Raw genomic sequence first — 20,412 nt, forward strand, 5'->3', positions numbered from 1 at the left:
CTTTGTGCAGTGCCTGAATCTACTCGCGCGTAGATGTGTTTGTGCCCTTGTGAAGGGCATATATCGGTCACCGCACAACTGCACATGCATGAAGGGAGCCCGCCGTGGACAACGACGTCTCTGCGGGAAGCACCACCACCGTCGTCGGTCGACTCGCCCTCGGAATCACCCTGTTGGCGTTCGGACTCGGATACACCGATGTGATCGACGGCGTGTCGGCGGCCGACGCCGTCTCACTGGCCCACTACGTAGGCGGCGTTGCACTCTTCGTCGCCGGTCTGCTGGCGTTCCGCGACCACGACAACGCCACCGGTACGGCCTTCTCGGCGCTCGGCGCACTCTGGTTCACCTGGGCGGTCTCGGCCGGGAACCAGATGTCCGACAACGCCGCCGGGCTCTTCCTGCTCCTGTTCGCCCTCGTGGCGCTCTCGTTGACCCTCGCGGGCGGTGACATGCTCGGTCAGGGCATGCACGGGCTGCTGTTCCTGTCGATGCTCGTGCTGGCCGTGTCCCGGTTCGCCGACAGTTCGGCTCTCGCCAAAGTCGGTGGCTGGGTTGGTGTGGCCGCCGGGGCGGTGGCCTGGTACGCGGCGACCGCGGCCCTGGCTCACTGGCCCACAGCACTTCCTCGACGCGCTGCCGGCCGGGGAGTGACGGCCACCGGCTAATTCGGCAGCCATGCCGGGGAGTTGGGCGTCCCCGGCGATCTATGAGCGGACCCCCCGTGTCAGGTGGCACACGTGGGGGTCCGTTCTGATTGTCTTGCCTGTGCAGGTGCGTGGGGGCTGGTCGCGCAGTTCCCCGCGCCCCTGGGTCGGCTATTCCACCGTTACCGACTTGGCCAGGTTCCTCGGCTTGTCGATGTCCCTGCCCAGGGCCTTTGCCGTGTGGTAGGCGAGGAGCTGGAGGGGGATGCCCATCAGGATCGGGTCCAGTTCGTCCTCGTTCTTCGGGACGACGATCGTCTGGTCGGCCTTCTCCTGCTCCTGGTGCGCCACCGCGAGGATCTTGCCGCTGCGGGCCTTGATCTCCTCCAGGGCCGCGCGGTTCTTCTCCAGGAGGTCGTCGTCCGGGACGATCGCGACCGTGGGCAGGGCGGGCTCGATCAGGGCCAGCGGGCCGTGCTTGAGCTCGGAGGCCGGGTAGGCCTCGGCGTGGATGTAGGAGACCTCCTTGAGCTTCAGGGAGGCCTCACGGGCCACCGGGTAGCCCCGGACGCGGCCGATGAAGAGCATCGAGCGGGCCTCGGCGTACTCCTCGGCCAGCTGCTTGACCTCGTCCTCGTGCTTGAGGATCTCGGCGATCTGCTCCGGCAGCTTCCGCAGGCCCTCGATGATCCGCTTGCCGTCGCGGACCGATAGGTCACGGGTGCGGCCGAGGTGCAGGGCGAGGAGGGCGAAGGCGACGGTGGTGTTGGTGAAGCACTTCGTCGAGACCACGCAGACCTCGGGGCCGGCGTGCACATAGATGCCGCCGTCCGCCTCGCGGGCGATCGCCGAGCCGACCACGTTGACCACACCGAGGACCCGGGCGCCCTTGCGCTTCAGTTCCTGGACGGCGGCCAGCACGTCGTACGTCTCACCGGACTGCGAGACCGCGACGTACAGCGTGTCGGGGTCCACGACCGCGTTGCGGTAGCGGAACTCGGACGCGGGTTCGGCGTCCGCGGGGATGCGGGCGAGCTCCTCGATCATCTGGGCGCCGATCATGCCCGCGTGGTACGAGGTGCCGCAGCCGAGGATCTTCACGCGGCGGATCTGCCGCGCCTCGCGGGCGTCCAGGTTCAGGCCGCCGAGGTGCACGGTGGAGAAGCGGTCGTCGATGCGGCCGCGCAGCACGCGGTCCACGGCGTCGGCCTGCTCGTGGATCTCCTTGTGCATGTAGGTGTCGTGGCCGCCCATGTCGTACGACGCGGCCTCCCACTCCACGGTGGTCGGCTCGGCCGTGGTGCGGGTGCCCTCGGTGGTGTACGTGCGGAAGTCGTCGGCCTTGAGCGTGGCCATCTCGCCGTCGTCGAGCGTGACTATCTGGCGGGTGTGGGTGACCAGCGCCGCGATGTCCGATGCGACGAACATCTCCTTCTCGCCGATGCCGAGGACGACCGGGGAGCCGTTTCGAGCCACCACGATGCGGTCCGAGAAGTCGGCGTGCATCACGGCGATGCCGTACGTGCCCTCGACGACCCTGAGCGCGTGGCGGACCTTCTCCTCCAGGGACTCCGCCTGGGAGCGGGCGATCAGGTGGACGAGGACCTCGGTGTCGGTCTCGGAGAGGAACTCGACACCGTCCGCCTCCAGCTTGCGGCGCAGGTCCGAGGCGTTGTCGATGATGCCGTTGTGCACGACGGCGACCTTCTGGTCGGCCGACATGTGCGGGTGGGCGTTCACGTCGGACGGGGCGCCGTGAGTGGCCCAGCGGGTGTGGGCGATACCGGTGGTGCCCTTGAAGCGCGCCGGGACCTTGGCCTCCAGGTCGCGGACCCGCCCCTTGGCCTTGACCATCTTCAGGCCGGCCGTCTTCGGGGAGGTGACGACGATGCCCGCGGAGTCGTAGCCGCGGTACTCGAGGCGTTGCAGGCCCTCGAGGAGCAGCGGGGCGACATCACGCTTCCCGATGTATCCGACAATTCCGCACATATATAGGTATCCCTCAGCCTGTCGTTCTGTTGTTCCGACTGGTTCTCAGCCGTAGACCATGCGGCGCAGCTGCCTGAGCGTGAGCTCCGGCGGCGCCACCGCCCGGTACTTCAGGTCCGCCTCGATCCGTTCGAAGATCGTCGTGTTCACCAGGCCCTGGGCCTGCAGCTCGCGATGGCGGCGACGGACGAAGTCCTCGGTCGTCTCGTCGAAGTAGGCGAGCACGTCCTGGACCACGCGCAGCGCCTCGCCCCGGCTCAGGGGCGTGGACCGCGTCAGATGATCAACAAGTTCGTCGTGCACCCGGTAGATCCTGGGGCACCGGCGCCGGTTTCGCAAGAATCCTGCCCGATTACGGGCACGAGGGTGTTGAAAATCCTTTGGCGAACATTGAATCTCTCATGGATCCCTGTTCGTGATCTGTCCATCCTGTGTCTTGCGTCTCGTCGCCCGTGGAGACGAGTTTCAGACGCCATGGACATTCCTCGTATGGGAGTACCCGAGAAGCTGGCCGAGCGCATGAGCATGGCCGAGCAGCACGAATATCTGCGCGCCAGATTCTCGCGGCGCACGATGATCAGAGGCGGTGCCGTCACGCTGGGCGCCGTCACGGGTGGCGCGTTCATCCAGGGCGGGACCGCCCAGGCGGCCGTTCCGACCCAGTCCACCGCCCCGGCCACCGAGAGGGTCGACGGCGCCCTTGTCGCCCCCTTCGGCCGCCACCTCGCCTACGGCAACGACCCGCGCACCGAGATGACCATCTCGTGGCAGGTCCCGGTCGCCGTGCAGAAACCGTTCATCCGCATCGGCGCCCACCCCTGGGACCTCTCCCGCAAGATCGAGGCCGAGGTCCGCACCCTCTACACCCCGGCCGGCGTCGGCGCGAGCGGCGACCACACGCAGTACTACCTGCATGCCAAGCTCACCCACCTGCGCCCCGGCAAGCCCTACTACTACGGCGTCGGCCACCAGGGCTTCGACCCGGCCGAGCGGCACCTCGCCGGCACCCTGGGCACCTTCACCACCGCCCCCGACTGCAAGCAGCCGTTCACCTTCACGGCCTTCGGCGACCAGGGCGTCAGCTACCACGCCCTGGCCAACGACAGCCTGATCCTCGGTCAGAACCCGGCCTTCCACCTGCACGCCGGTGACATCGCCTACGGCGACCCGGCCGGCCAGGGCAAGACCACCGACACCGGCTTCGACTCGCGTACCTGGGACCAGTTCCTGTACCAGACCGAGTCGGTCGCCAAGCAGATCCCGTGGATGGTCAGCTACGGCAACCACGACATGGAGGCCTGGTACTCGCCCAACGGCTACGGCGGCGAGGAGGCCCGCTGGACGCTCCCGGACAACGGTCCGGACGCGAAGAACCTGCCGGGCGTCTACTCCTTCGTCTACGGCAACACGGCGATCATCTCGCTGGACCCCAACGACGTCTCCTTCGAGATCCCGGCGAACCTGGGCATCTCCGGCGGAACCCAGACGAAGTGGTTCGAGGCCCAGCTGAAGAAGTTCCGCGCCTCGAAGGACGTCGACTTCATCATCGTGTTCTTCCACCACTGCGCCTACTGCACCTCCACCGCGCACGCCTCGGAGGGGGGTGTGCGCCAGGAGTGGGTGCCGCTGTTCGACAAGTACCAGGTCGACCTCGTCATCAACGGCCACAACCACCAGTACGAGCGCACCGACGTCATCAAGGGCAACGAGGTCACCAAGAAGCTGCCGATCGGCGGCACGGCGTACTCGGACACCGAGGGCGTGGTCTACGTGACGGCGGGCGCGGCCGGCCGCAGCCTGTACGCGTTCAGCGCCCCGGACTCCTACGAGGGCCACGAGCACGAGGTCGACTCCGTCGCCTCGTTCATCAACCTCAAGGACGGCAAGCAGAACGAGACCGTCACCTGGTCCCGCGTCCGCTACCTGAACTACTCCTTCCTGCGCGTGGACGTCACCCCCGCGCAGAAGGGCCGCTACACCACCCTGAAGGTCCAGGGCATCGCCGAGACCGGTGACCGGATCGACCACTTCACGGTGGCTCGCCGGGCGAAGTAACCGCGTCCGCGCCCCGAATTCGGGGTGCACGCGGACACGGCGGGCGGGCGGTCCTCACATGCGCTTGAGGACCGCCTGCTTGGCCATGGCGAACTCCTCGTCCGTCAGGACGCCCGTGCGGTGCAGCTCGCCCAGCTCACGCAGCCGCCGCAGCAGCGCGTCGTGGTCGTCCTCGATCGCGGTCCGCTGCTCCGGGACCTCGGGCAGCTGCGGCCGCACCTCCGGCGCGGCGGCGGCCGAGGGATGCGGCAGCCGCGCCTGCACGGCGGCCGCGACCAGTGCCATCAGCGGGTCCTTCTTGAACCCCCACAGCTCCACGGAGTTGGGGTCGTACTTCGGCGGTGCCTTGGTGGGCGCGCCCCGCACCGTGAAGCGCAGATGGCCGTTCTCCAGGCCGGCCGCCGGCTGCCACTCCACGGCGTCGATGTCGGCGACGGCGAGCGTCCGGGCGCCCGCAGCGGCCTTGGCGTCCTCGGTCTTCCAGTTCCACTCCAGGCGTACCTGCTCACCGTCGAAGCCCGCCGTGCCGTCCCCGGCGGAGACGGAGAGCGGAACCGACGGGCCGGGCAGCAGATACTCGGTCACCGGGTCGGCCGGAACCCCGTCCAGGAGCAGGGCGTTGCGCACCTCGTCCACGAAGTACTCGGCGACTCCGTAACGGTCGGACTCGACCGTCAGCTGGTAGGGGTCGTTGGGCTCGGCGAGGCGGCCGCCGGTCGCGTGCAGCAGCGGGTCGGCGCCGTCGCGCAGCCGCAGTCGCAGCCGGCCCGACTTCTTTCCCTGCTCGAACGAGATGCCGGCCAACGCCCCCAGGGGAACCACGAGTTCACCCAGGGTCCTGCGGAGCAGACTCACGTTCTTGTCCCGGCCCGGGGTCAGTCGAAGGGCGTCGGCGTCGAAGGCCCACGTGCCGTCCTTCTGGATGATTTCCGCCATGAGGGGATTGTTTCATCGGTTCTGCGAGAGAGTGGTCTCTACCAATTCCGAAGGGAGCGCATGTGAGACGGCACCCCAGAACGACTCCCCGTATGGCCCGCATCCTCGGATCCCTGCTCCTCGTGGCCGCGGCCGGCGCCTTCACCGTCGGCGCGGCACCGTCGGCGAGAGCCACCCCCACCCCCCTCGACCGGGTGGTGCCCGCGCCCGCGTCCGTCACCCCGGGCGGATCCCCGTACCGCATCACCCGTGGCACCCACATCAGCGTCACCGGCTCCGGCGAGGCCCGCCGGGTCGGCGAATATCTGGCCGCCGTCCTGCGGCCGTCCACCGGCTATCCGCTCCCGGTGACGGCGAACGGGCGCGGCGGCATCCGACTCCGCCTCACCACGGGCGTGTTCGGCGAGGAGGGCTACCGCCTCGACAGCGGCCGCGGCGGCATCACCATCACGGCGAGCGCACCCGCAGGCCTTTTCCACGGCGTCCAGACCCTGCGCCAGCTGCTGCCCGCGGCCGTGGAGAAGAAGTCCGTACAGCCCGGCCCCTGGCTGGTCGCCGGCGGCACCGTGCAGGACTCCCCGCGCTATGCCTACCGGGGCGCCATGCTCGATGTGTCCCGCCACTTCTTCACCGTCTCCCAGGTCAAGCGCTACATCGACGAACTCGCCCTGTACAAGATCAACAAGCTGCATCTGCACCTCAGCGACGACCAGGGCTGGCGCATCGCGATCGACTCCTGGCCGCGCCTCGCCTCCTACGGCGGCTCCACCCAGGTCGGCGGCGGCCCCGGCGGCCACTACACCAAGGCCGACTACCGGGAGATCGTCCGCTATGCCGCCTCCCGCTATCTCGAAGTCGTCCCCGAAATAGACATGCCCGGCCACACCAACGCGGCCCTCGCCTCGTACGCCGACCTCAACTGCGACGGCGTCGCGCCCCCGCTCTACACCGGCACCGACGTCGGCTTCAGCTCGCTGTGCGTGCCGAAGCAGATCACCTACGACTTCGTGGACGACGTCATCCGCGAACTGGCCGCGCTCACCCCGGGCCGCTATCTCCACGTCGGCGGCGACGAGGCGCACTCCACCAGCCATGCCGACTACGTGGCCTTCATGGACAAGGTGCAGCCCGTCGTCGCCAAGTACGGCAAGACGGTGATCGGCTGGCACCAGCTGACCGGAGCGACCCCGGCCCCGGGCGCCCTGGCTCAGTACTGGGGCCTGGACGACACCAGCGCCGAGGAGAAGGCCCAGGTCGCCAAGGCCGCACGCAACGGGACCGGGCTGATCCTGTCCCCGGCCGACCGGATCTACCTCGACATGAAGTACACCGAGGACACCCCGCTGGGCCAGGACTGGGCCGGCCTGGTCGAGGTGAAGCGGTCCTACGACTGGGATCCGGGCCACTACCTCGCCGGAGCCCCCGCGTCGGCCGTCCGGGGCGTGGAGGCCCCGCTGTGGACCGAGACCATCACCGACTCGGCCGACGTCGAGTACATGGCCTTCCCACGGCTGGCGGGCGCCGCCGAGCTGGGCTGGTCACCCGCGGCCACGCACGGATGGGACGCCTACAAGGTGCGGCTGGCCGTGCAGGGGCCGCGCTGGGAGGCACTCGGTATCAAGTACTACCGGTCTCCCCAGGTACCCTGGCCGACGAGTTGAGAGAAGACTGACGGGCACCCCGGAGGACCGTACTCCGGGGTGCCCGCCGGTTCGTGGGGCCTTGCTCTACCGCCCCGCGAGGGGATTGAGCAGACTGCCGACGAGCTGGAGCGCGCCGGAGGGGTCCGCGAGATCCACCATCTGCCTGTTGTCGCGCAGCTGGAGCCGGTTGAGGCAGGACAGCGCGAACTCCGGGGCGAACATGTCGTACTGCCGGAACCTGTCGGCGAGTTCAGGCGCCGAATCCTGATACTCGCGGGTCACCTCCGCGACCGTACGCCAGAAGTCGTCCTCCTCCAGGATCCCCTCGGTGGCGAGGTTCGCCGCGAGGAAGCGGAAGAAGCAGTCGAAGACGTCCGTGAAGACCGACAGCAGCTTCGTGTCCTCCGGCACCTCGACCCGGATCCGCCGCACCTCGGGCGGCAGCACCGCGTCCGGGTCCATCACCACGATCTCCTCGGCGATGTCCTTGTAGATCGCGCGCCGGACCACGCCGTCCTTCAGGACCAGGATCACGTTCTCGCCGTGCGGCATATAGGCCAGGTCGTAGGCGTAGAAGCTGTGCAGAAGGGGCGTGTAGTACGCCCGCAGATACTGCCGCAGCCACTCGCTGGGCGGCAGCCCGGACCGCTGGATCAGGGCGCCGGCGAAGGACGCGCCCTCGTGGTCCACATGGACCAGGGAGGCCATCGTGGCGAGCGATTCGCCCTCCTGCAGGGAGGGAACCGGGCTCTCGCGCCACAGCGCGGCCAGCATCTTGCGGTACGGCGAGTACCGGTCGGTCGCCGCCTCGTACTCCAGATGCCGGTAGCCGACGGCCGCGCGCTCCCGGATGATCGACAGCCCGGTCGACTTCAGCACCGGGTCGTTGTCGATCAGCTGGGCCAGCCAGTCGTTGATCGCCGGGGTCGCCTCCATGTAGGCGGCCGAGAGCCCGCGCATGAAGCCCATGTTGATGACCGACAGGGCCGTCTTCACATAGTGCTTCTCGGGGTTCGACCGGTTGAAGAAGGTCCGGATGGACTGCTGGGCCAGATACTCGTCGTCGCCCTCGCCCAGGCAGACGAGATGCCTGCGGGCGACCTCGGCGGCGAAGGTGACGGTGAGCTTGTTCCACCACTGCCACGGGTGGACGGGTATGAGCAGGTAGTCGGCGGGGTCGAGCCCCTGCTCGCGCAGGATTCCGTCGAACCGCTCGACCGCCTGCGCGCCCAGCTCCTGCCGTACGAAGGTCTCGTACTCGATGCCCGCACCGGCCGTGAACGCCGCCCGCGAGCGGTGCGCGGCGAGCCACACGAGCCGGACGGGGCTCGCGGTCTCCGGGGCGTACGACAGGTACTCGTGGATGCCGAAGCCCAGCCGCCCGTTGTTGGCGACGAAGCAGGGGTGGCCCTCGGTCATCCCCGTCTCGATCGCCTGGAAGCCGCTCTCCGCCAGCTCGGCCACCGGGATCTGCGGCTTGGTGAGCTTGTAGCAGGTGCCGGAGAGGGTGGAGGAGATCTCCTCCAGATAGACCGGCAGGATCTCGTCGCTCAGGCCCAGCGCGCCCTTCAGCTCGATAAAGAAGTCCAGGGCCTCTAGGGGGAGTTCGGCGCCGTCCCTGGTACGGGTGATGGAGCCGGCGTCCACCTGCCAGTGGTCGAGCGCCCGGCGCACGGCGGTGAAGCGGTACCGGGTGAGACCGTCGTCGCTGCGCACGACGTACGTGTCTCCGTCGCCCTCCCGCTCCGGCGTGATGAGCCGCTCGTGCGCGAACTCGGCGATCGCCTTGCGGACGAGCAGACGGTTGGCCGTCTCCCACCGCTCGGGGGACAGATGGGCCACGACGTCGGCGATGCTCATACCGCCACCGCTTTCTCGAACCGCTCTCGCGTGCAGAAGCTCAGCAACGCCTTCTTCTCCGGCTTCCGGATCTCCCGCTCGGGCACGAACCCGACGGCCTCGTTCAGGGCGTGCACCGCCTTGTTGCGCACATCCGGCTCCACGACGATCCGGGTGGTCGCCGGGTCCTCGAAGAGGTGCGCCACCACGGCGGTGATGACGGCCCTGGTGAAGCCGTGCACGGGCGTCCGGGTCGGCGGCACCAGGAAGTGCATGCCCACGTCCCCCGGCTCGGGCTCGTACAGGCCGACCAGCTCGCGAAGGGCGGGGTCGTACTGCTCCATGAGGAACGCGGGCTCCCCGTCGAGCAGCCCGAGGAGGGCGTGGTGGTGCTCGTCGGCCGCGATCTCCATGTAGGCGCGCTCGACGTCCTCCAGCTTCGCGTCCTGCATCATCCAGAAGGCGGCCTTGGGATGCGTGACCCAGGCGTGCAGCAGCTCGGCGTCCTTGAGGGGGTCGAGGGGGCGGAAGGTGAACTTCATACCGCAAACTCCTGGAAGGCGATGCTCTTCTCCACGGGGTAGTACTCCGTGCCGAGCAGTTCGCGGATGATGTAGCTGTTGCGGTACGCGCCCATGCCCAGGTCGGGGCTGGTGATGCTGTGGGTGTGCACGCCGGCGTTCTGCAGGAACACCCCGCGGCCCGTCACGTCGATCGCGTAGTTGCGGGCGATGTCGAAGCGGCCGTGGTCGTCGAAGCGGAGGCGGTCGCGGAGCGGGTCGAGGAAGGCCGGTGGCTCGTAGTGGTAGCCGGTGGCCAGCACCAGGCCCTCGCTGCGGATCTCGAAGTCCTTGTCCTGCTCGTCCTGGTGGAAGCCGAGGGTGTATGCGCCGTCCGCGTGAGCGGCGGTCGTCAGTGAGGAGTTGGTCAGCAGGCGGGTGCGGACCGGGCGGTCGCCGCTCTCGACGTTCTTCTGGTAGAGCAGGTCGAAGATCGAGTCGATCAGGTCCGAGTTGATGCCCTTGAAGAGGCTCTTCTGCTGCTTCTCCAGGCGGTAGCGGGTCTGCTCGGGCAGCGCGCGGAAGTAGTCGATGTAGTCCGGGGAGGTCATCTCCAGGGTCAGCTTGGTGTACTCCAGCGGGAAGAACCGCGGGGAGCGGGTGACCCAGTTGAGCTCATAGCCGTGGACGTCCGTCTCGGTGAGGAGTTCGTAGTAGATCTCCGCGGCGCTCTGGCCGCTGCCGACGATCGTGATGGACTCCATCGCCTGCAGTTCCGCCTTGCGGGGCATGTACTGCGCGGTGTGGATGAAGCCGCCGGCCAGACCCCGGCAGGCCTCGGGAACGAAGGGGACCGTACCCGTGCCGAGGACCAGGTGACGGGCGCGGAACGCCCCGCCGGCCTCGGTGCGGACGACGTACAGATCGTCCTCGTACGTCACCTCGGTGACCGTCGTGCCGAAGCGCACGCTGCTCAGCTTGCCCGCGGCCCACCGGCAGTAGTCGTCGTACTCGACCCTGAGCGGGTAGAAGTTCTCGCGGATGTAGAACGAGTACAGCCGGCCCTTCTCCTTCAGATAGCTGAGGAAGGAGTACGGCGAGGTCGGGTCGGCCAGCGTGACCAGGTCCGACATGAACGGGGTCTGGAGATGGGCGCCGTCGAGGAACATTCCGGCGTGCCACTCGAAGTCGGGCTTCGAGTCGAGGAACACGCCGTCCAGTTCGGCGATCGGCTCGGTGAGGCAGGCGAGGCCGAGGTTGAAGGGGCCGAGCCCGATCCCCACGAAGTCGTAGGTCTTGTTCGGGGCTTCAGGACGCGCGGTCAAGAGACTCTCCCAGGTACTGCTCGGCGTGGCCGGCGATCAGGTCGAGGACGGCGGCGATGTCGGTCGCCCGCGTCTCGGGGTTGAGCAGGGTGAACTTCAGGTAGTGGCGGCCGCCGACCCTGGTGCCCGCGACCACGGCTTCACCGGAGGCGAACAGGGCCTTGCGGGCGTACAGGTTGGCGCGGTCGATCTCGGCCGGGTCGGTGACGGCCGCCGGGATGTAGCGGAAGACGAGGGTGGACAGGGACGGCCGCACGACGACGTCGAAGCGCGGGTCGGCGGCGAGCAGCCCCCAGCCCTCGGCGGCCAGGTCGCAGACCTCGTCGAAGAGCTCGCCGATGCCGTCGGCGCCCATCACGCGCAGGGTCATCCACAGCTTGAGGGCGTCGAAGCGGCGGGTGGTCTGCAGGGACTTGTCGACCTGGTTGGGGATGCGCTCGTGCACCATGCGGCGCGGGTTGAGGTACTCCGCGTGGTAGGTCGCGTGGCCCAGCGTGGCGGCGTCCCGGACCAGCACGGCGGAGGAACTCACGGGCTGGAAGAAGGACTTGTGGTAGTCGACGGTGACCGAGTCGGCGCGGTCGATGCCGTCGATGCGGTCCCGGTACTTGAGGGAGGCGAGCAGCCCGCAGCCGTAGGCGGCGTCGACGTGCATCCACACGCCGTACTGGGCGCACAGCTCGGCGATCTCGGGCAGCGGGTCGATGGACCCGAAGTCGGTGGTGCCGGCGGTGGCGACGACGGCCATGGGAATGAGGCCGTCCCGGCCGCAGCGCTCCAGCTCGTGGGCGAGCGCGACGGTCTGCATGCGCTTGTCGTGGTCGACGGGGACGCAGACCACGGAGTCCGGTCCGAGGCCCAGGAGCGTGGCGGCCTTCTTGACGCTGAAGTGGCCGGCCTCGGAGGCGAAGATGCGCAGTTTCGCGAGGGAGGCCGGGTGCTCCCATCCTTCCCGGCCGGGCTTGGCCTCCTCCCGGGCGAGGAGGAGGGCCTGCAGGTTGGACTGGGTGCCGCCGGAGGTGAACACGCCGTCGGCAGCCGCGCCGAGGCCGATCCGTTCGGCCGTCCAGTGGATGAGCCTGCGCTCGATGAGGGTGCCGCCGGCCGACTGGTCCCAGGTGTCGAGCGAGGAGTTGACCGCGGAGAGGACCGCCTCGCCGAGCACCGCCGGTATGACGACCGGGCAGTTGAGGTGGGCGAGGTAGCGGGGGTGGTGGAAGTAGATCGCGTCGCGGAGGTAGACCTCCTCCAGCTCGTCGAGGGCGGCCGTGGTGTCGTACAGCGGCCTGTCGAGGTCGATCCGCTCGATACGGGGAGCCAGGGCGTCGACCGTGACGCCGGTGAACGGACGGTCGGTGGTGGCGAGTTTGGCCGCCACCCGCTCGACTCCTTCGGTCACGGAGCGGCGGTAGTGCTCCGCGGTGAGGTCATTGAGCAGGTGCGAGCGCATGTGGGGGTCCTCCGGGGGACGGTCCGTGCGGGTTCAACTTAGGTTAGCCTAACCTAAGTAGGCGCGAAACCTCACTCCTCCCGTGACTGCCGTCACTTCGAAGGGAGTTACTCCGCCACGCGGAGCTGGTCCTCCGTCAGTCCGCGCCGCCAGTAGCCGACGAAGGTGACGCGCCGCCGGTCGATCCCGCGCTCGCCCACGAGATGCCGGCGCAGCTCCTTCACCCGGCCGGACTCACCCGCGATCCAGGCGTACGGCCGTTCGGTGGGCGGCAGTTGAGCGGCCCGTACGGCGTCGACGGCCATGGGGGAGTCGTCGTTGCCCACGAGCCAGGTGATGTGGGCGTCCGCCTCGGTCGCCACGTCCTGGATGTCGGCGGCGTGCGGCACCGTCAGCCAGGCCCGGGCGGGCGTGCCGGCCGGAAGCGACTCGAGAATGGCGCAGGCGGCGGGTACGGCGGTCTCGTCGCCCCAGATGACGACGAGGTCGGTGTCCTCCGGGGGCCGGAAGCGGATCGCGCGGTTGTCGGCGATCGCCGGGCCGAGGAGGAGGACGCGGTCCCCTGGGGAGGCCTGGGAGGCCCAGCGGGAGGCGGGGCCCGACGGGCTGTGCAGCGCGAAGTCGATGTCCACCTCGTCGGGGTGCCGGCGCAGGGCCCGCAGAGTGTACGAGCGCATCACGGCCCGTACGTCGTCGGGGAGTTCACGCCAGCCCTGCCACCAGCCGTCGCCCAGTTCGACGGGCACGGCGGGCTCGCGCTGCCCCGGGTGCGGCAGGAACAGCGACAGGGACTGGTCGCGCCCGTGCGAGTGGAAGTCGTGCAGGTCCGGGCCCGAGAAGGAGATGCGGACGAGAGACGGGCCGAGCCGCCTCGTCCGTACGACCCGGAGGGAGAAGAAACGGAACGGGGCGGCCACGGCCGTCGTCATGCGGGCTCCTGAGGTGTCGTCAGGGATCAAGGGGCGGAGGGCAGCCGGCCCAGGGGCGCGGGACTGCGTCGATATGCCGCTCCGCCGCGTGGGCGCGACCAGCCGCACACGGCCCGCAGTCGCCCACGATGCGGACCGCCCTCTCTCAGCGAAGCGCCTGGCCGACCTTCTTGGCCTTCTCCAGGGCCTCGGCGAGGCCGGTGAGCAGCGGCACGCACTTGTCGTACGACAGGATCGGCTCGGGGGAGCGTGCGATGACCTGGCCCGCCTTGACCGCGGGCAGCTTCTTCCAGGTCGCCTTGGTGATGTCGGCGGGCTGGATGGTGGCGGAGCGGTCGTCCATCATGATGATGTCGGCCTGGTACTTGTCGACGTTCTCCCAGCTCAGCGACTCGTACCAGCCGCCGCCCTCCTTCTTGGCGCTCTCCGGCGGCTCGACGAAGTTCACGCCGAGGGCCTTGAAGTACTCCAGGTCGACGGAGAGGTTGGTGCCGGAGACGTAGAAGAGATCGGCGCTCGCGGAACCGGCCATCACCTTGATGTCCGGCTTGGCCTTGGCGGCCGCGCGCAGGCGGGCGGCGGCGTCCTCGAAGCGCTTCTTCGCGTCGGTGACCGCGGCGGCCTTCAGGTCGGCGCCGAGCGACTCGGCGAGCTCCCACATGCGCTGCAGCGACGCGCTGAGCCGGCGGTCGTACACGGAGATGCCGACGCTCGGGGCGAGCTTGGCGATCTTGTCCTTGGACTCCTCGGGGACGTACCAGAGGGTGCCCGCGGAGTCGAACATCGTGCTGATGAGCACGTCCGGGGCGAGGGCCGCGTACTTCTCGACGTTGAACTGGCCCCAGGTGTTGCCGAGGACCGTGACCTTGCTGACGTCCATGTCGCCGGCCTGGACATCGGCCTTGCCGTCCTTGGTCTTCGTCGGGCCGAAGACGCCCTTGACCGAGATGCCGTAGTCGTGGAGGGCGGCGGCGACGCCGGTGAACGCGACGATGTTCGCCGGGACCTTGTCCAGCTTCACGGTCGTGCCGCGGTCGTCCTTGAAGGTCCAGGGGCCGGACTTGGCGGCCTTCGCCTGCTCGCCGGAGCCCGCGTCTTTGCCCTTGTCGTCCCCGCAGGCAGCGAGTGCGGCGCCGAGTCCGAGGGCGCCGCCCGCGGCGAGCAGACCGCGGCGAGTGAGGTGGGTGGCACGGGCATGGGGCATGGGTATGACTGCTTTCGACCGGGGCGAAGCGCCCGCCGGACAAGTCCGAAGGTAGGTTAGCCTAACCTCACTCGTTGTCCAGAGGGCGGAACGGATCCGGGCGAGTTGGCGGCTGCGCCCCGGTGCTCCTCGCCCCGATCGCCAACGCGGCTGTCAGAACTTGTAGTTGGTGATGACGGCGTTGCCGTAGACGTCGTAGACGGACGCGTACCCTTCCTTCGAGTCCTTCCAGGAGGCGAAGGCCTTGGCGATCGCGGTGGCGGCCGCCTGGGAGTCCGTCACCGGTGTCTTCCCGCCGTTGATGTCGGTGGAGATGTACGCGTTGCCCGTCTGCTTGTTCCACTCACCGAGGATGCGGTCCACGCGGGTGGCGGCGGTCTTCTGCTCCGCGGTTCCGTGCTCCTTGACCCAGGACCGGAACTCCGCGGCGGTCTGCTTCGACTGCGCCCTGTCCGTGTCGTCGGGCAGTTTCTCCACAACCCCGATCTTGTCCGGCTTCGCGGTGTTCTCGGTGGAACAGGCGGTGGTTCCGGCAGCGAGGACGGCGCCGAGTGCGAAAACGGCGGCGATGTGGGGGGTGCGCTTCACAGAGGTCTCCATCGGATACATGGGTCAGACGGGAAATGCCACGGTACCGGCACCCCGTGCGGGGTGCCGGTACGGCTGGAATTACGTATCAGAACTTGATGGCGTCGGCCCTGTCGTTCCAGCTGCCGCCGTAGGTGTAGTCAATGTCCTTGAAATTCGCATAAAGGCTGTAGCCCGCCCCCAGGAAAAGGTGGGGATCCGGCATGCCCGTGCGGAAGTCGTACAGCTCGACACCGCGCTGCGGCCGGTTCACGAACGCGGAGCTGGCCTTGTCCCGGAACGAGGGCGAGTACTGGTCGAGGTGACGGGTCTTCGCCTCCGCATAGGTCGGCCACTGCAGGCGCCGGCCGGAGTAGTTGGCGTCCTGCCACAGGCACACATAGGAGCTGGGGCAGTCCGAGTAACCCCGGGCAGCGACTCCCTGCTTCGCCTGCTTCGGGCTCGTCAGCGCCACCCTCGCCTGCTTCGGGCTCGTCAGTGCCAGCTTCGCGCCCGCCCGCGCCTGGGCCGTGGGCGCGTGCGCGGCAAGGTACTTGTTGGACTCGGTGTCGCTGTCGAAGCACCGCATGGTGCCGTCCTCCGACACCTCGGCGCAGACGTTCGCGCCCTTCCAGTCGGACGCGGGGTCGATCTTCTCCCCCTTGTAGTACATGTCCACCTTGTCGGTGGAGCCCGGAGCCGTACGGACCGCCGTCTCCTGGTCGGGCGTGAGAACTCCCGTCACGACGTCGGTGGTGGAGCCGGTCTCACCGGCCGCCAGCGAAGGCGCGGCGGTCAGACCGGTCAGCGTCATGGAACCGACGGCCGCAATGGTCAGCATGGTGCGTATGCGCACAAATACCCCCTGGTTCAGTTGGCGCACAGCGGGAAAGAGAGCACGTCGAATCGTCCGGGCGGTCGGCCGAGAACCGAATGGCCCGGAGGCAGTCGTGAAAACCGTCAGCGAATGCGCCGCCGTGCCGAAAGCACGCGGAACTGCAATGGAATGTCGCTCACGACGAAATCTCTCCCCCGTTTTCCCTTCCGATCCTGCGCATCCCCGATGGTCGGCGGGGTGTCATGGGCAGGTGATCGGAATCTGATGGGAATCTAACATGACCGTCAACTTTTGGCCAAGTGTTATCCGTTGAGGGTGCGTCAGGACACGTCAGGGTGTGTCAGGGGGTTTCGGGGTTCGGAGGCTGAATACGAAGACGCGGGGCACCGGCGGGCAAAGCCCGCGCCGGTGCCCCGCGTCCGCAGCCGTCGGGGCCGGTTCAGCCGGCGACCAGTCCCAGCTCCCGGGCGATCAGCATCCGCTGCACCTCGCTCGTCCCCTCGCCGATCTCCAGGATCTTGGAGTCGCGCCACATCCGGGCCACCGGGTACTCGTTCATGAAGCCGTAGCCGCCATGGACCTGCGTGGCGTCACGGGCGTTGTCGACCGCGATCGTGGAGGAGTAGAGCTTGGCCAGGGCCGCCTCCTTCTTGAAGGGCTCGCCGGCGACCAGGCGGCTCGCCGCGTCGCGCCAGGCGAGGCGGGCCGTGTGGGCCTTCATCTCCATGTCGGCGATCTTGAACTGGATGGCCTGGTTGGCGCCGATCGGGCGGCCGAAGGCGTGCCGCTCCTTCGCGTACTTCACCGACTCGTCCACACAGCCCTGCGCCAGGCCGGTCGCGAGCGCCGCGATGGCGATGCGGCCCTCGTCGAGGATGCGCAGGAACTGCGCATAGCCCCGGCCCTCCTCGCCCAGCAGATTGGCCGCCGGGACACGGACGTCCGAAAAGGACAGCTCACGGGTGTCCGAGGCGTTCCAGCCCACCTTCGAGTAGGGGGCCGCCACGGTGAAGCCGGGGGTGCCCGACGGGACGATGATCGCGGAGATCTGCGGCCGGCCGTCCGGCCCCCGGCCCGTGACAGCGGTGACCGTCACCAACCCCGTGATGTCCGTACCCGAGTTGGTGATGAAGCACTTCGAGCCGTTGATCACCCACTCGTCCGTCTCCGGGTCGAGGCGGGCCGTCGTACGCGTCGCGCCCGCGTCCGAGCCGCCGTCCGGCTCCGTGAGCCCGAACGCGCCCAGGATCTCGCCGCTGCACAGCCGGGGCAGCCACTCGCGCTTCTGCTCCTCCGTGCCGAAGAGATGGATCGGCATGGCACCGAGCGAGACTCCGGCCTCGAGCGTGATCGCGACCGACGAGTCCACCCGGGCCAGCTCCTCCAGCGCCAGTCCGAGGGCCAGATAGTCGCCGCCCATGCCGCCGTACCCCTCCGGGAACGGCAACCCGAACAGGCCCATGCGGCCCATCTCGCGGACGATCTCGTAGGGGAACTCGTGCCGCTCGTAGAAGTCACCGATCTTCGGCGCCACGACGTCGTGGGCGAACTCCTCCACCGTGCGGCGGAGTTCCTCGAGTTCGGGGGAGAGTCGGTGGTCCATGGTGATCACTGCTCCTTGTGGGACAGGGCGCGTACGGTGCGGGACGGGCTGGGTCGGCCCAGATGGGCGGCCATCCACACGCTGGTGGCGACGAGGCGGCCGAGGTCGACCCCGGTGTCGATGCCGAGGCCCTGCAGCATCCAGACGAGGTCTTCGGTGGCGAGATTGCCGGTCGCGGACTTGGCGTAGGGGCAGCCGCCGAGGCCTCCGGCGGAGGCGTCGACGGTCGTGACCCCGTGTTCCAGTGCCGCGTAGGTGTTGGCCAGCGCCTGGCCGTAGGTGTCGTGGAAGTGCACGCCGATGACATTCGTCGGCACGCCCTCCTCGTTGAGCACGGAGAGGAGTTCGAGGACATGGCCCGGGGTCGCGACCCCGATCGTGTCGCCCAGGCTCAGCTCGTCGCAGCCCATGTCCATCAGCGCCTTGCACACGCGCACGACCTGGTGGATGGGGACCGCGCCCTCCCAGGGGTCGCCGAAGCACATCGAGACATAGCCGCGCACATGGGCGCCCGTCTCCTTGGCGCGGGCCACCACCGGCGCGAAGACGCCGAGCGACTCGTCCACCGTCCGGTTGAGGTTGGCCTTGGCGAAGGACTCGGTCGCGCTGGCGAAGACGGCCACCCGGTCCGCGCCCAGGGCCAGCGCGCGGTCGAGCCCGCGCTGGTTGGGCACGAGGACCGGCAGCTGCACGCCCTTCAGCTCCTTGACGAGCGGGAACAGCTCCTCGGCGTCCGCCAGTTGGGGCACCCACTTGGGGTGCACGAAGCTCGTCGCCTCGATGGTCGTCAGGCCGGCGTCGGCCAGGCGGCGAATGAACTCCGCCTTGATCTCCGTCGGTACGGCCAGCTTCTCGTTCTGCAGGCCGTCGCGTGCGCCCACCTCGTGGATCCGCACCCGCTGGGGCAGGTCCGAGGCCGGTACGACCATGGGGAGTTGCTCGGCTGTCATGACTCCGCCGCTCCTTCTTCCTCGTGCGGTGTGATGACCGCCAGCACCTGGTCCATGGCGACCGTCGTGCCGGGCTTCACGTCCAGCTCGGCGACCGTGCCGGCGTGCGGGGCGGAGATGACGTGCTCCATCTTCATCGCCTCGACCACCAACAGGCTCTGTCCGGCGGCCACTTCGTCGCCGACGGCCACCTTCACGACCGTGACCGTGCCCGGCATGGGCGCGGTGAGCGAGTCTGCGCCCGCGTGCCCGGACCGGGTGAGGGACGCCGCCACCGGGTCGTGGTCGCGCACGTGCCAGGCCTCGCCGTCGCGGCCGAGCCAGTCTGCGGCGCGGTGGAAGGTGTGGCGGACCCCGTCGAGGGTGACGGCCACCGAGTCCGCGGTGACGGTGTGGGTGCCGCGCGGGACGTACGCCACGGGGTCGCTCACCCGGACATGGAAGCCCACGGGCTTAGGCGTGCCGCCGAGCCGCCAGCCGTTCGGCACCGAGAACGGGTCGGTCCAGCCGTCGCCCCGGGGACGCAGGCCATCGAGCCGCACGGCCGCCGCGGCCTCGTACACCTCCTCCGGCACGTCCGTGGAGACGAGCTCGTCCACCACCCGCTCCACCAGACCCGTGTCCAGCTCGCCCGCCACGACCGCCGGATGGGCGAGGAGCCGCCGCAGGAACGCCGCGTTGGTCTGCACGCCCAGTGTGACCGTCTCCGCCAGCGCCGCCCGCAGCCTGCGCAGCGCGGTCTCGCGGTCGGGGCCGTAGGCGATCACCTTGGACAGCATCGGGTCGTACAGGCTGCCCACCTCGGTGCCCTCGCTGAGCCCGGAGTCGGTGCGCAGACCGTCGCCCTGGGGTTCGTGGAGCCGCAGCACCGTGCCGCCGGACGGCAGGAACCCGCGCGCGGGGTCCTCGGCGCAGATCCGGGCCTCGACCGCGTGGCCGGTCAGCCGGACGTCCTCCTGCGCGAACGGCAGCCGTTCGCCCGCCGCCACCCGCAGCTGCCACTCCACCAGGTCGAGCCCGGTGATGAGTTCCGTGACCGGGTGTTCCACCTGGAGACGGGTGTTCATCTCCATGAAGTAGTACGACGACGGGTCGCCGCCCGGCACGATGAACTCCACCGTGCCCGCGCCCCGGTAGCCGCACGAGCGCGCCGCCTGCACGGCGGCCTCGCCCATCGCGGCCCGGGTCTCCTCGTCGAGGAGCACGCTCGGCGCCTCCTCGATGATCTTCTGGTGCCGGCGCTGCAGCGAGCACTCGCGCTCGCCGAGGTGCACCACATTGCCGTGGCCGTCGGCCAGGACCTGGATCTCGATGTGCCGGGGGCGGTCCACCCACCGCTCCACCAGGAGCGTGTCGTCACCGAAGGAGGCGCGTGCCTCGCGGCGGGCCGCGGCGATCTCCTCCTCCAACACCGACAGTTCGCGCACCAGGCGCATGCCCTTGCCGCCACCGCCCGCCGACGGCTTGAGCAGTACGGGCACACCGATCTCCCGGGCCGCGTCGGCCAGCTGGGCATCGGTCAGCCCGCTCCCGCTGGAGCCGGGCACGACCGGCACCCCGGCTGCCCGCACCGTCTCCTTGGCGCGGATCTTGTCGCCCATGAGGGAGATGGCGTCCGCGGGCGGACCGATGAAGACCAGCCCCGCCTCGGCGCACGCGCGCGCGAACTCGGCGTTCTCCGCCAGGAAGCCGTACCCCGGGTGGACCGCCTGGGCGCCGGTGCGGGCGGCGGCCTCCAGCAGCCGCTCCACCGACAGATAGCTCTCGGCGGCCGGCGCCGGACCGATCCGTACCGCGGTGTCGGCCTCCCGTACGTGCCGTGCGTCGGCGTCGGCGTCGGAGAAGACGGCCACCGAGCGCACGCCCAGCGAGCGGAGCGTACGGATGACGCGTACGGCGATCTCGCCCCGGTTGGCCACGAGCACTGTGTCGAACAC

17 protein-coding genes are annotated in these 20,412 nt (G+C 69.2%); 3 read left to right on the top strand and 14 right to left on the bottom strand.

Features of this window, described 5'->3' with window-relative positions:
* Window positions 1-104 precede the first annotated feature (104 nt).
* Window positions 105-668, top strand: coding sequence for a GPR1/FUN34/YaaH family transporter (locus Q8A52_RS20710; RefSeq protein WP_316754151.1), 564 nt, complete (start codon window positions 105-107; stop codon window positions 666-668).
* A gap of 150 nt (window positions 669-818) precedes the next feature.
* Here the strand turns inward: Q8A52_RS20710 and glmS are convergent, their stop codons facing one another.
* Window positions 819-2,636 (bottom strand): glutamine--fructose-6-phosphate transaminase (isomerizing), encoded by a 1,818-nt coding sequence (glmS, locus tag Q8A52_RS20715; protein WP_316754152.1) that lies wholly within the window; start codon window positions 2,634-2,636, stop codon window positions 819-821.
* Between the two features lie 45 nt (window positions 2,637-2,681).
* Window positions 2,682-2,939: a hypothetical protein gene (locus Q8A52_RS20720; RefSeq protein WP_316754153.1), complete on the bottom strand. Its 258-nt coding sequence runs from the start codon at window positions 2,937-2,939 to the stop codon at window positions 2,682-2,684.
* Window positions 2,940-3,125: 186 nt separating this feature from the next.
* On the opposite strand from Q8A52_RS20720, the gene Q8A52_RS20725 reads away from it, so the two are divergent.
* Window positions 3,126-4,691: a purple acid phosphatase family protein gene (locus tag Q8A52_RS20725; protein WP_316754154.1), complete on the top strand. Its 1,566-nt coding sequence runs from the start codon at window positions 3,126-3,128 to the stop codon at window positions 4,689-4,691.
* Between the two features lie 54 nt (window positions 4,692-4,745).
* On the opposite strand, the gene Q8A52_RS20730 is transcribed toward Q8A52_RS20725, so the two are convergent.
* Window positions 4,746-5,627, bottom strand: a complete 882-nt coding sequence (locus Q8A52_RS20730) for a DUF4429 domain-containing protein (protein ID WP_316754155.1) — start codon at window positions 5,625-5,627, stop codon at window positions 4,746-4,748.
* Window positions 5,628-5,719: 92 nt separating this feature from the next.
* Here Q8A52_RS20730 and Q8A52_RS20735 point away from each other — a divergent pair, with 92 nt between their 5' ends.
* Window positions 5,720-7,288, top strand: a complete 1,569-nt coding sequence (locus tag Q8A52_RS20735) for a beta-N-acetylhexosaminidase (protein WP_316754156.1) — start codon at window positions 5,720-5,722, stop codon at window positions 7,286-7,288.
* 66 nt (window positions 7,289-7,354) lie between these two features.
* Here Q8A52_RS20735 and Q8A52_RS20740 read toward each other — a convergent pair whose 3' ends face one another.
* From Q8A52_RS20740 to Q8A52_RS20790, 11 genes are all read right to left on the bottom strand, one after another.
* Complete coding sequence (locus Q8A52_RS20740) at window positions 7,355-9,130, bottom strand: IucA/IucC family protein (RefSeq protein ID WP_316754157.1); 1,776 nt, start codon at window positions 9,128-9,130, stop codon at window positions 7,355-7,357.
* A complete protein-coding gene (locus Q8A52_RS20745) occupies window positions 9,127-9,651 on the bottom strand; it encodes a GNAT family N-acetyltransferase (protein WP_316754158.1) in 525 nt (174 codons plus the stop codon). Before Q8A52_RS20745 ends, Q8A52_RS20740 begins: the two co-directional genes overlap by 4 nt.
* Window positions 9,648-10,934 carry a lysine N(6)-hydroxylase/L-ornithine N(5)-oxygenase family protein gene (locus tag Q8A52_RS20750; protein ID WP_316754159.1) on the bottom strand — a complete coding sequence of 429 codons (1,287 nt, stop codon included), beginning with the start codon at window positions 10,932-10,934 and terminating at the stop codon, window positions 9,648-9,650. The genes Q8A52_RS20745 and Q8A52_RS20750 overlap by 4 nt, the downstream gene beginning before the upstream one ends.
* Window positions 10,918-12,384 (bottom strand): lysine decarboxylase DesA, encoded by a 1,467-nt coding sequence (gene desA, locus Q8A52_RS20755; RefSeq protein WP_316754160.1) that lies wholly within the window; start codon window positions 12,382-12,384, stop codon window positions 10,918-10,920. Before desA ends, Q8A52_RS20750 begins: the two co-directional genes overlap by 17 nt.
* 107 nt (window positions 12,385-12,491) lie before the next feature.
* The gene (locus Q8A52_RS20760; protein ID WP_316754161.1) at window positions 12,492-13,313 is read right to left on the bottom strand and encodes a siderophore-interacting protein; all 822 of its coding nucleotides are present in this window, start codon (window positions 13,311-13,313) and stop codon (window positions 12,492-12,494) included.
* Between the two features lie 145 nt (window positions 13,314-13,458).
* Window positions 13,459-14,517 carry an ABC transporter substrate-binding protein gene (locus Q8A52_RS20765; protein ID WP_316754162.1) on the bottom strand — a complete coding sequence of 353 codons (1,059 nt, stop codon included), beginning with the start codon at window positions 14,515-14,517 and terminating at the stop codon, window positions 13,459-13,461.
* A 153-nt stretch (window positions 14,518-14,670) separates the two neighbouring features.
* A complete protein-coding gene (locus Q8A52_RS20770) occupies window positions 14,671-15,105 on the bottom strand; it encodes a hypothetical protein (protein ID WP_316754163.1) in 435 nt (144 codons plus the stop codon).
* An 88-nt stretch (window positions 15,106-15,193) separates the two neighbouring features.
* Window positions 15,194-15,940: a peptidase inhibitor family I36 protein gene (locus Q8A52_RS20775; RefSeq protein WP_316754164.1), complete on the bottom strand. Its 747-nt coding sequence runs from the start codon at window positions 15,938-15,940 to the stop codon at window positions 15,194-15,196.
* A 421-nt stretch (window positions 15,941-16,361) separates the two neighbouring features.
* Window positions 16,362-17,525 (bottom strand): acyl-CoA dehydrogenase family protein, encoded by a 1,164-nt coding sequence (locus Q8A52_RS20780; protein ID WP_316754165.1) that lies wholly within the window; start codon window positions 17,523-17,525, stop codon window positions 16,362-16,364.
* A 5-nt stretch (window positions 17,526-17,530) separates the two neighbouring features.
* Window positions 17,531-18,475 carry a hydroxymethylglutaryl-CoA lyase gene (locus Q8A52_RS20785; RefSeq protein WP_316754166.1) on the bottom strand — a complete coding sequence of 315 codons (945 nt, stop codon included), beginning with the start codon at window positions 18,473-18,475 and terminating at the stop codon, window positions 17,531-17,533.
* Window positions 18,472-20,412 carry an acetyl/propionyl/methylcrotonyl-CoA carboxylase subunit alpha gene (locus tag Q8A52_RS20790; RefSeq protein ID WP_316754167.1) on the bottom strand — a complete coding sequence of 647 codons (1,941 nt, stop codon included), beginning with the start codon at window positions 20,410-20,412 and terminating at the stop codon, window positions 18,472-18,474. The genes Q8A52_RS20785 and Q8A52_RS20790 overlap by 4 nt, the downstream gene beginning before the upstream one ends.

The sequence above is a fragment of the Streptomyces herbicida genome (genome assembly GCF_032656585.1).
GTDB lineage: Bacteria > Actinomycetota > Actinomycetes > Streptomycetales > Streptomycetaceae > Streptomyces > Streptomyces herbicida.

What these genes read in the sequence shown, in the direction of transcription:
- glmS (WP_316754152.1), bottom strand. Translation starts at nt 2,636, where the DNA reads ATGTGCGGAATTGTCGGATACATCGGGAAGCGTGATGTCGCCCCGCTG.
- Q8A52_RS20725 (WP_316754154.1), top strand. Translation starts at nt 3,126, where the DNA reads ATGGGAGTACCCGAGAAGCTGGCCGAGCGCATGAGCATGGCCGAGCAG.
- Q8A52_RS20730 (WP_316754155.1), bottom strand. Translation starts at nt 5,627, where the DNA reads ATGGCGGAAATCATCCAGAAGGACGGCACGTGGGCCTTCGACGCCGAC.
- Q8A52_RS20735 (WP_316754156.1), top strand. Translation starts at nt 5,720, where the DNA reads ATGGCCCGCATCCTCGGATCCCTGCTCCTCGTGGCCGCGGCCGGCGCC.
- Q8A52_RS20740 (WP_316754157.1), bottom strand. Translation starts at nt 9,130, where the DNA reads ATGAGCATCGCCGACGTCGTGGCCCATCTGTCCCCCGAGCGGTGGGAG.
- Q8A52_RS20745 (WP_316754158.1), bottom strand. Translation starts at nt 9,651, where the DNA reads ATGAAGTTCACCTTCCGCCCCCTCGACCCCCTCAAGGACGCCGAGCTG.
- desA (WP_316754160.1), bottom strand. Translation starts at nt 12,384, where the DNA reads ATGCGCTCGCACCTGCTCAATGACCTCACCGCGGAGCACTACCGCCGC.
- Q8A52_RS20760 (WP_316754161.1), bottom strand. Translation starts at nt 13,313, where the DNA reads ATGACGACGGCCGTGGCCGCCCCGTTCCGTTTCTTCTCCCTCCGGGTC.
- Q8A52_RS20765 (WP_316754162.1), bottom strand. Translation starts at nt 14,517, where the DNA reads ATGCCCCATGCCCGTGCCACCCACCTCACTCGCCGCGGTCTGCTCGCC.
- Q8A52_RS20780 (WP_316754165.1), bottom strand. Translation starts at nt 17,525, where the DNA reads ATGGACCACCGACTCTCCCCCGAACTCGAGGAACTCCGCCGCACGGTG.
- Q8A52_RS20785 (WP_316754166.1), bottom strand. Translation starts at nt 18,475, where the DNA reads ATGACAGCCGAGCAACTCCCCATGGTCGTACCGGCCTCGGACCTGCCC.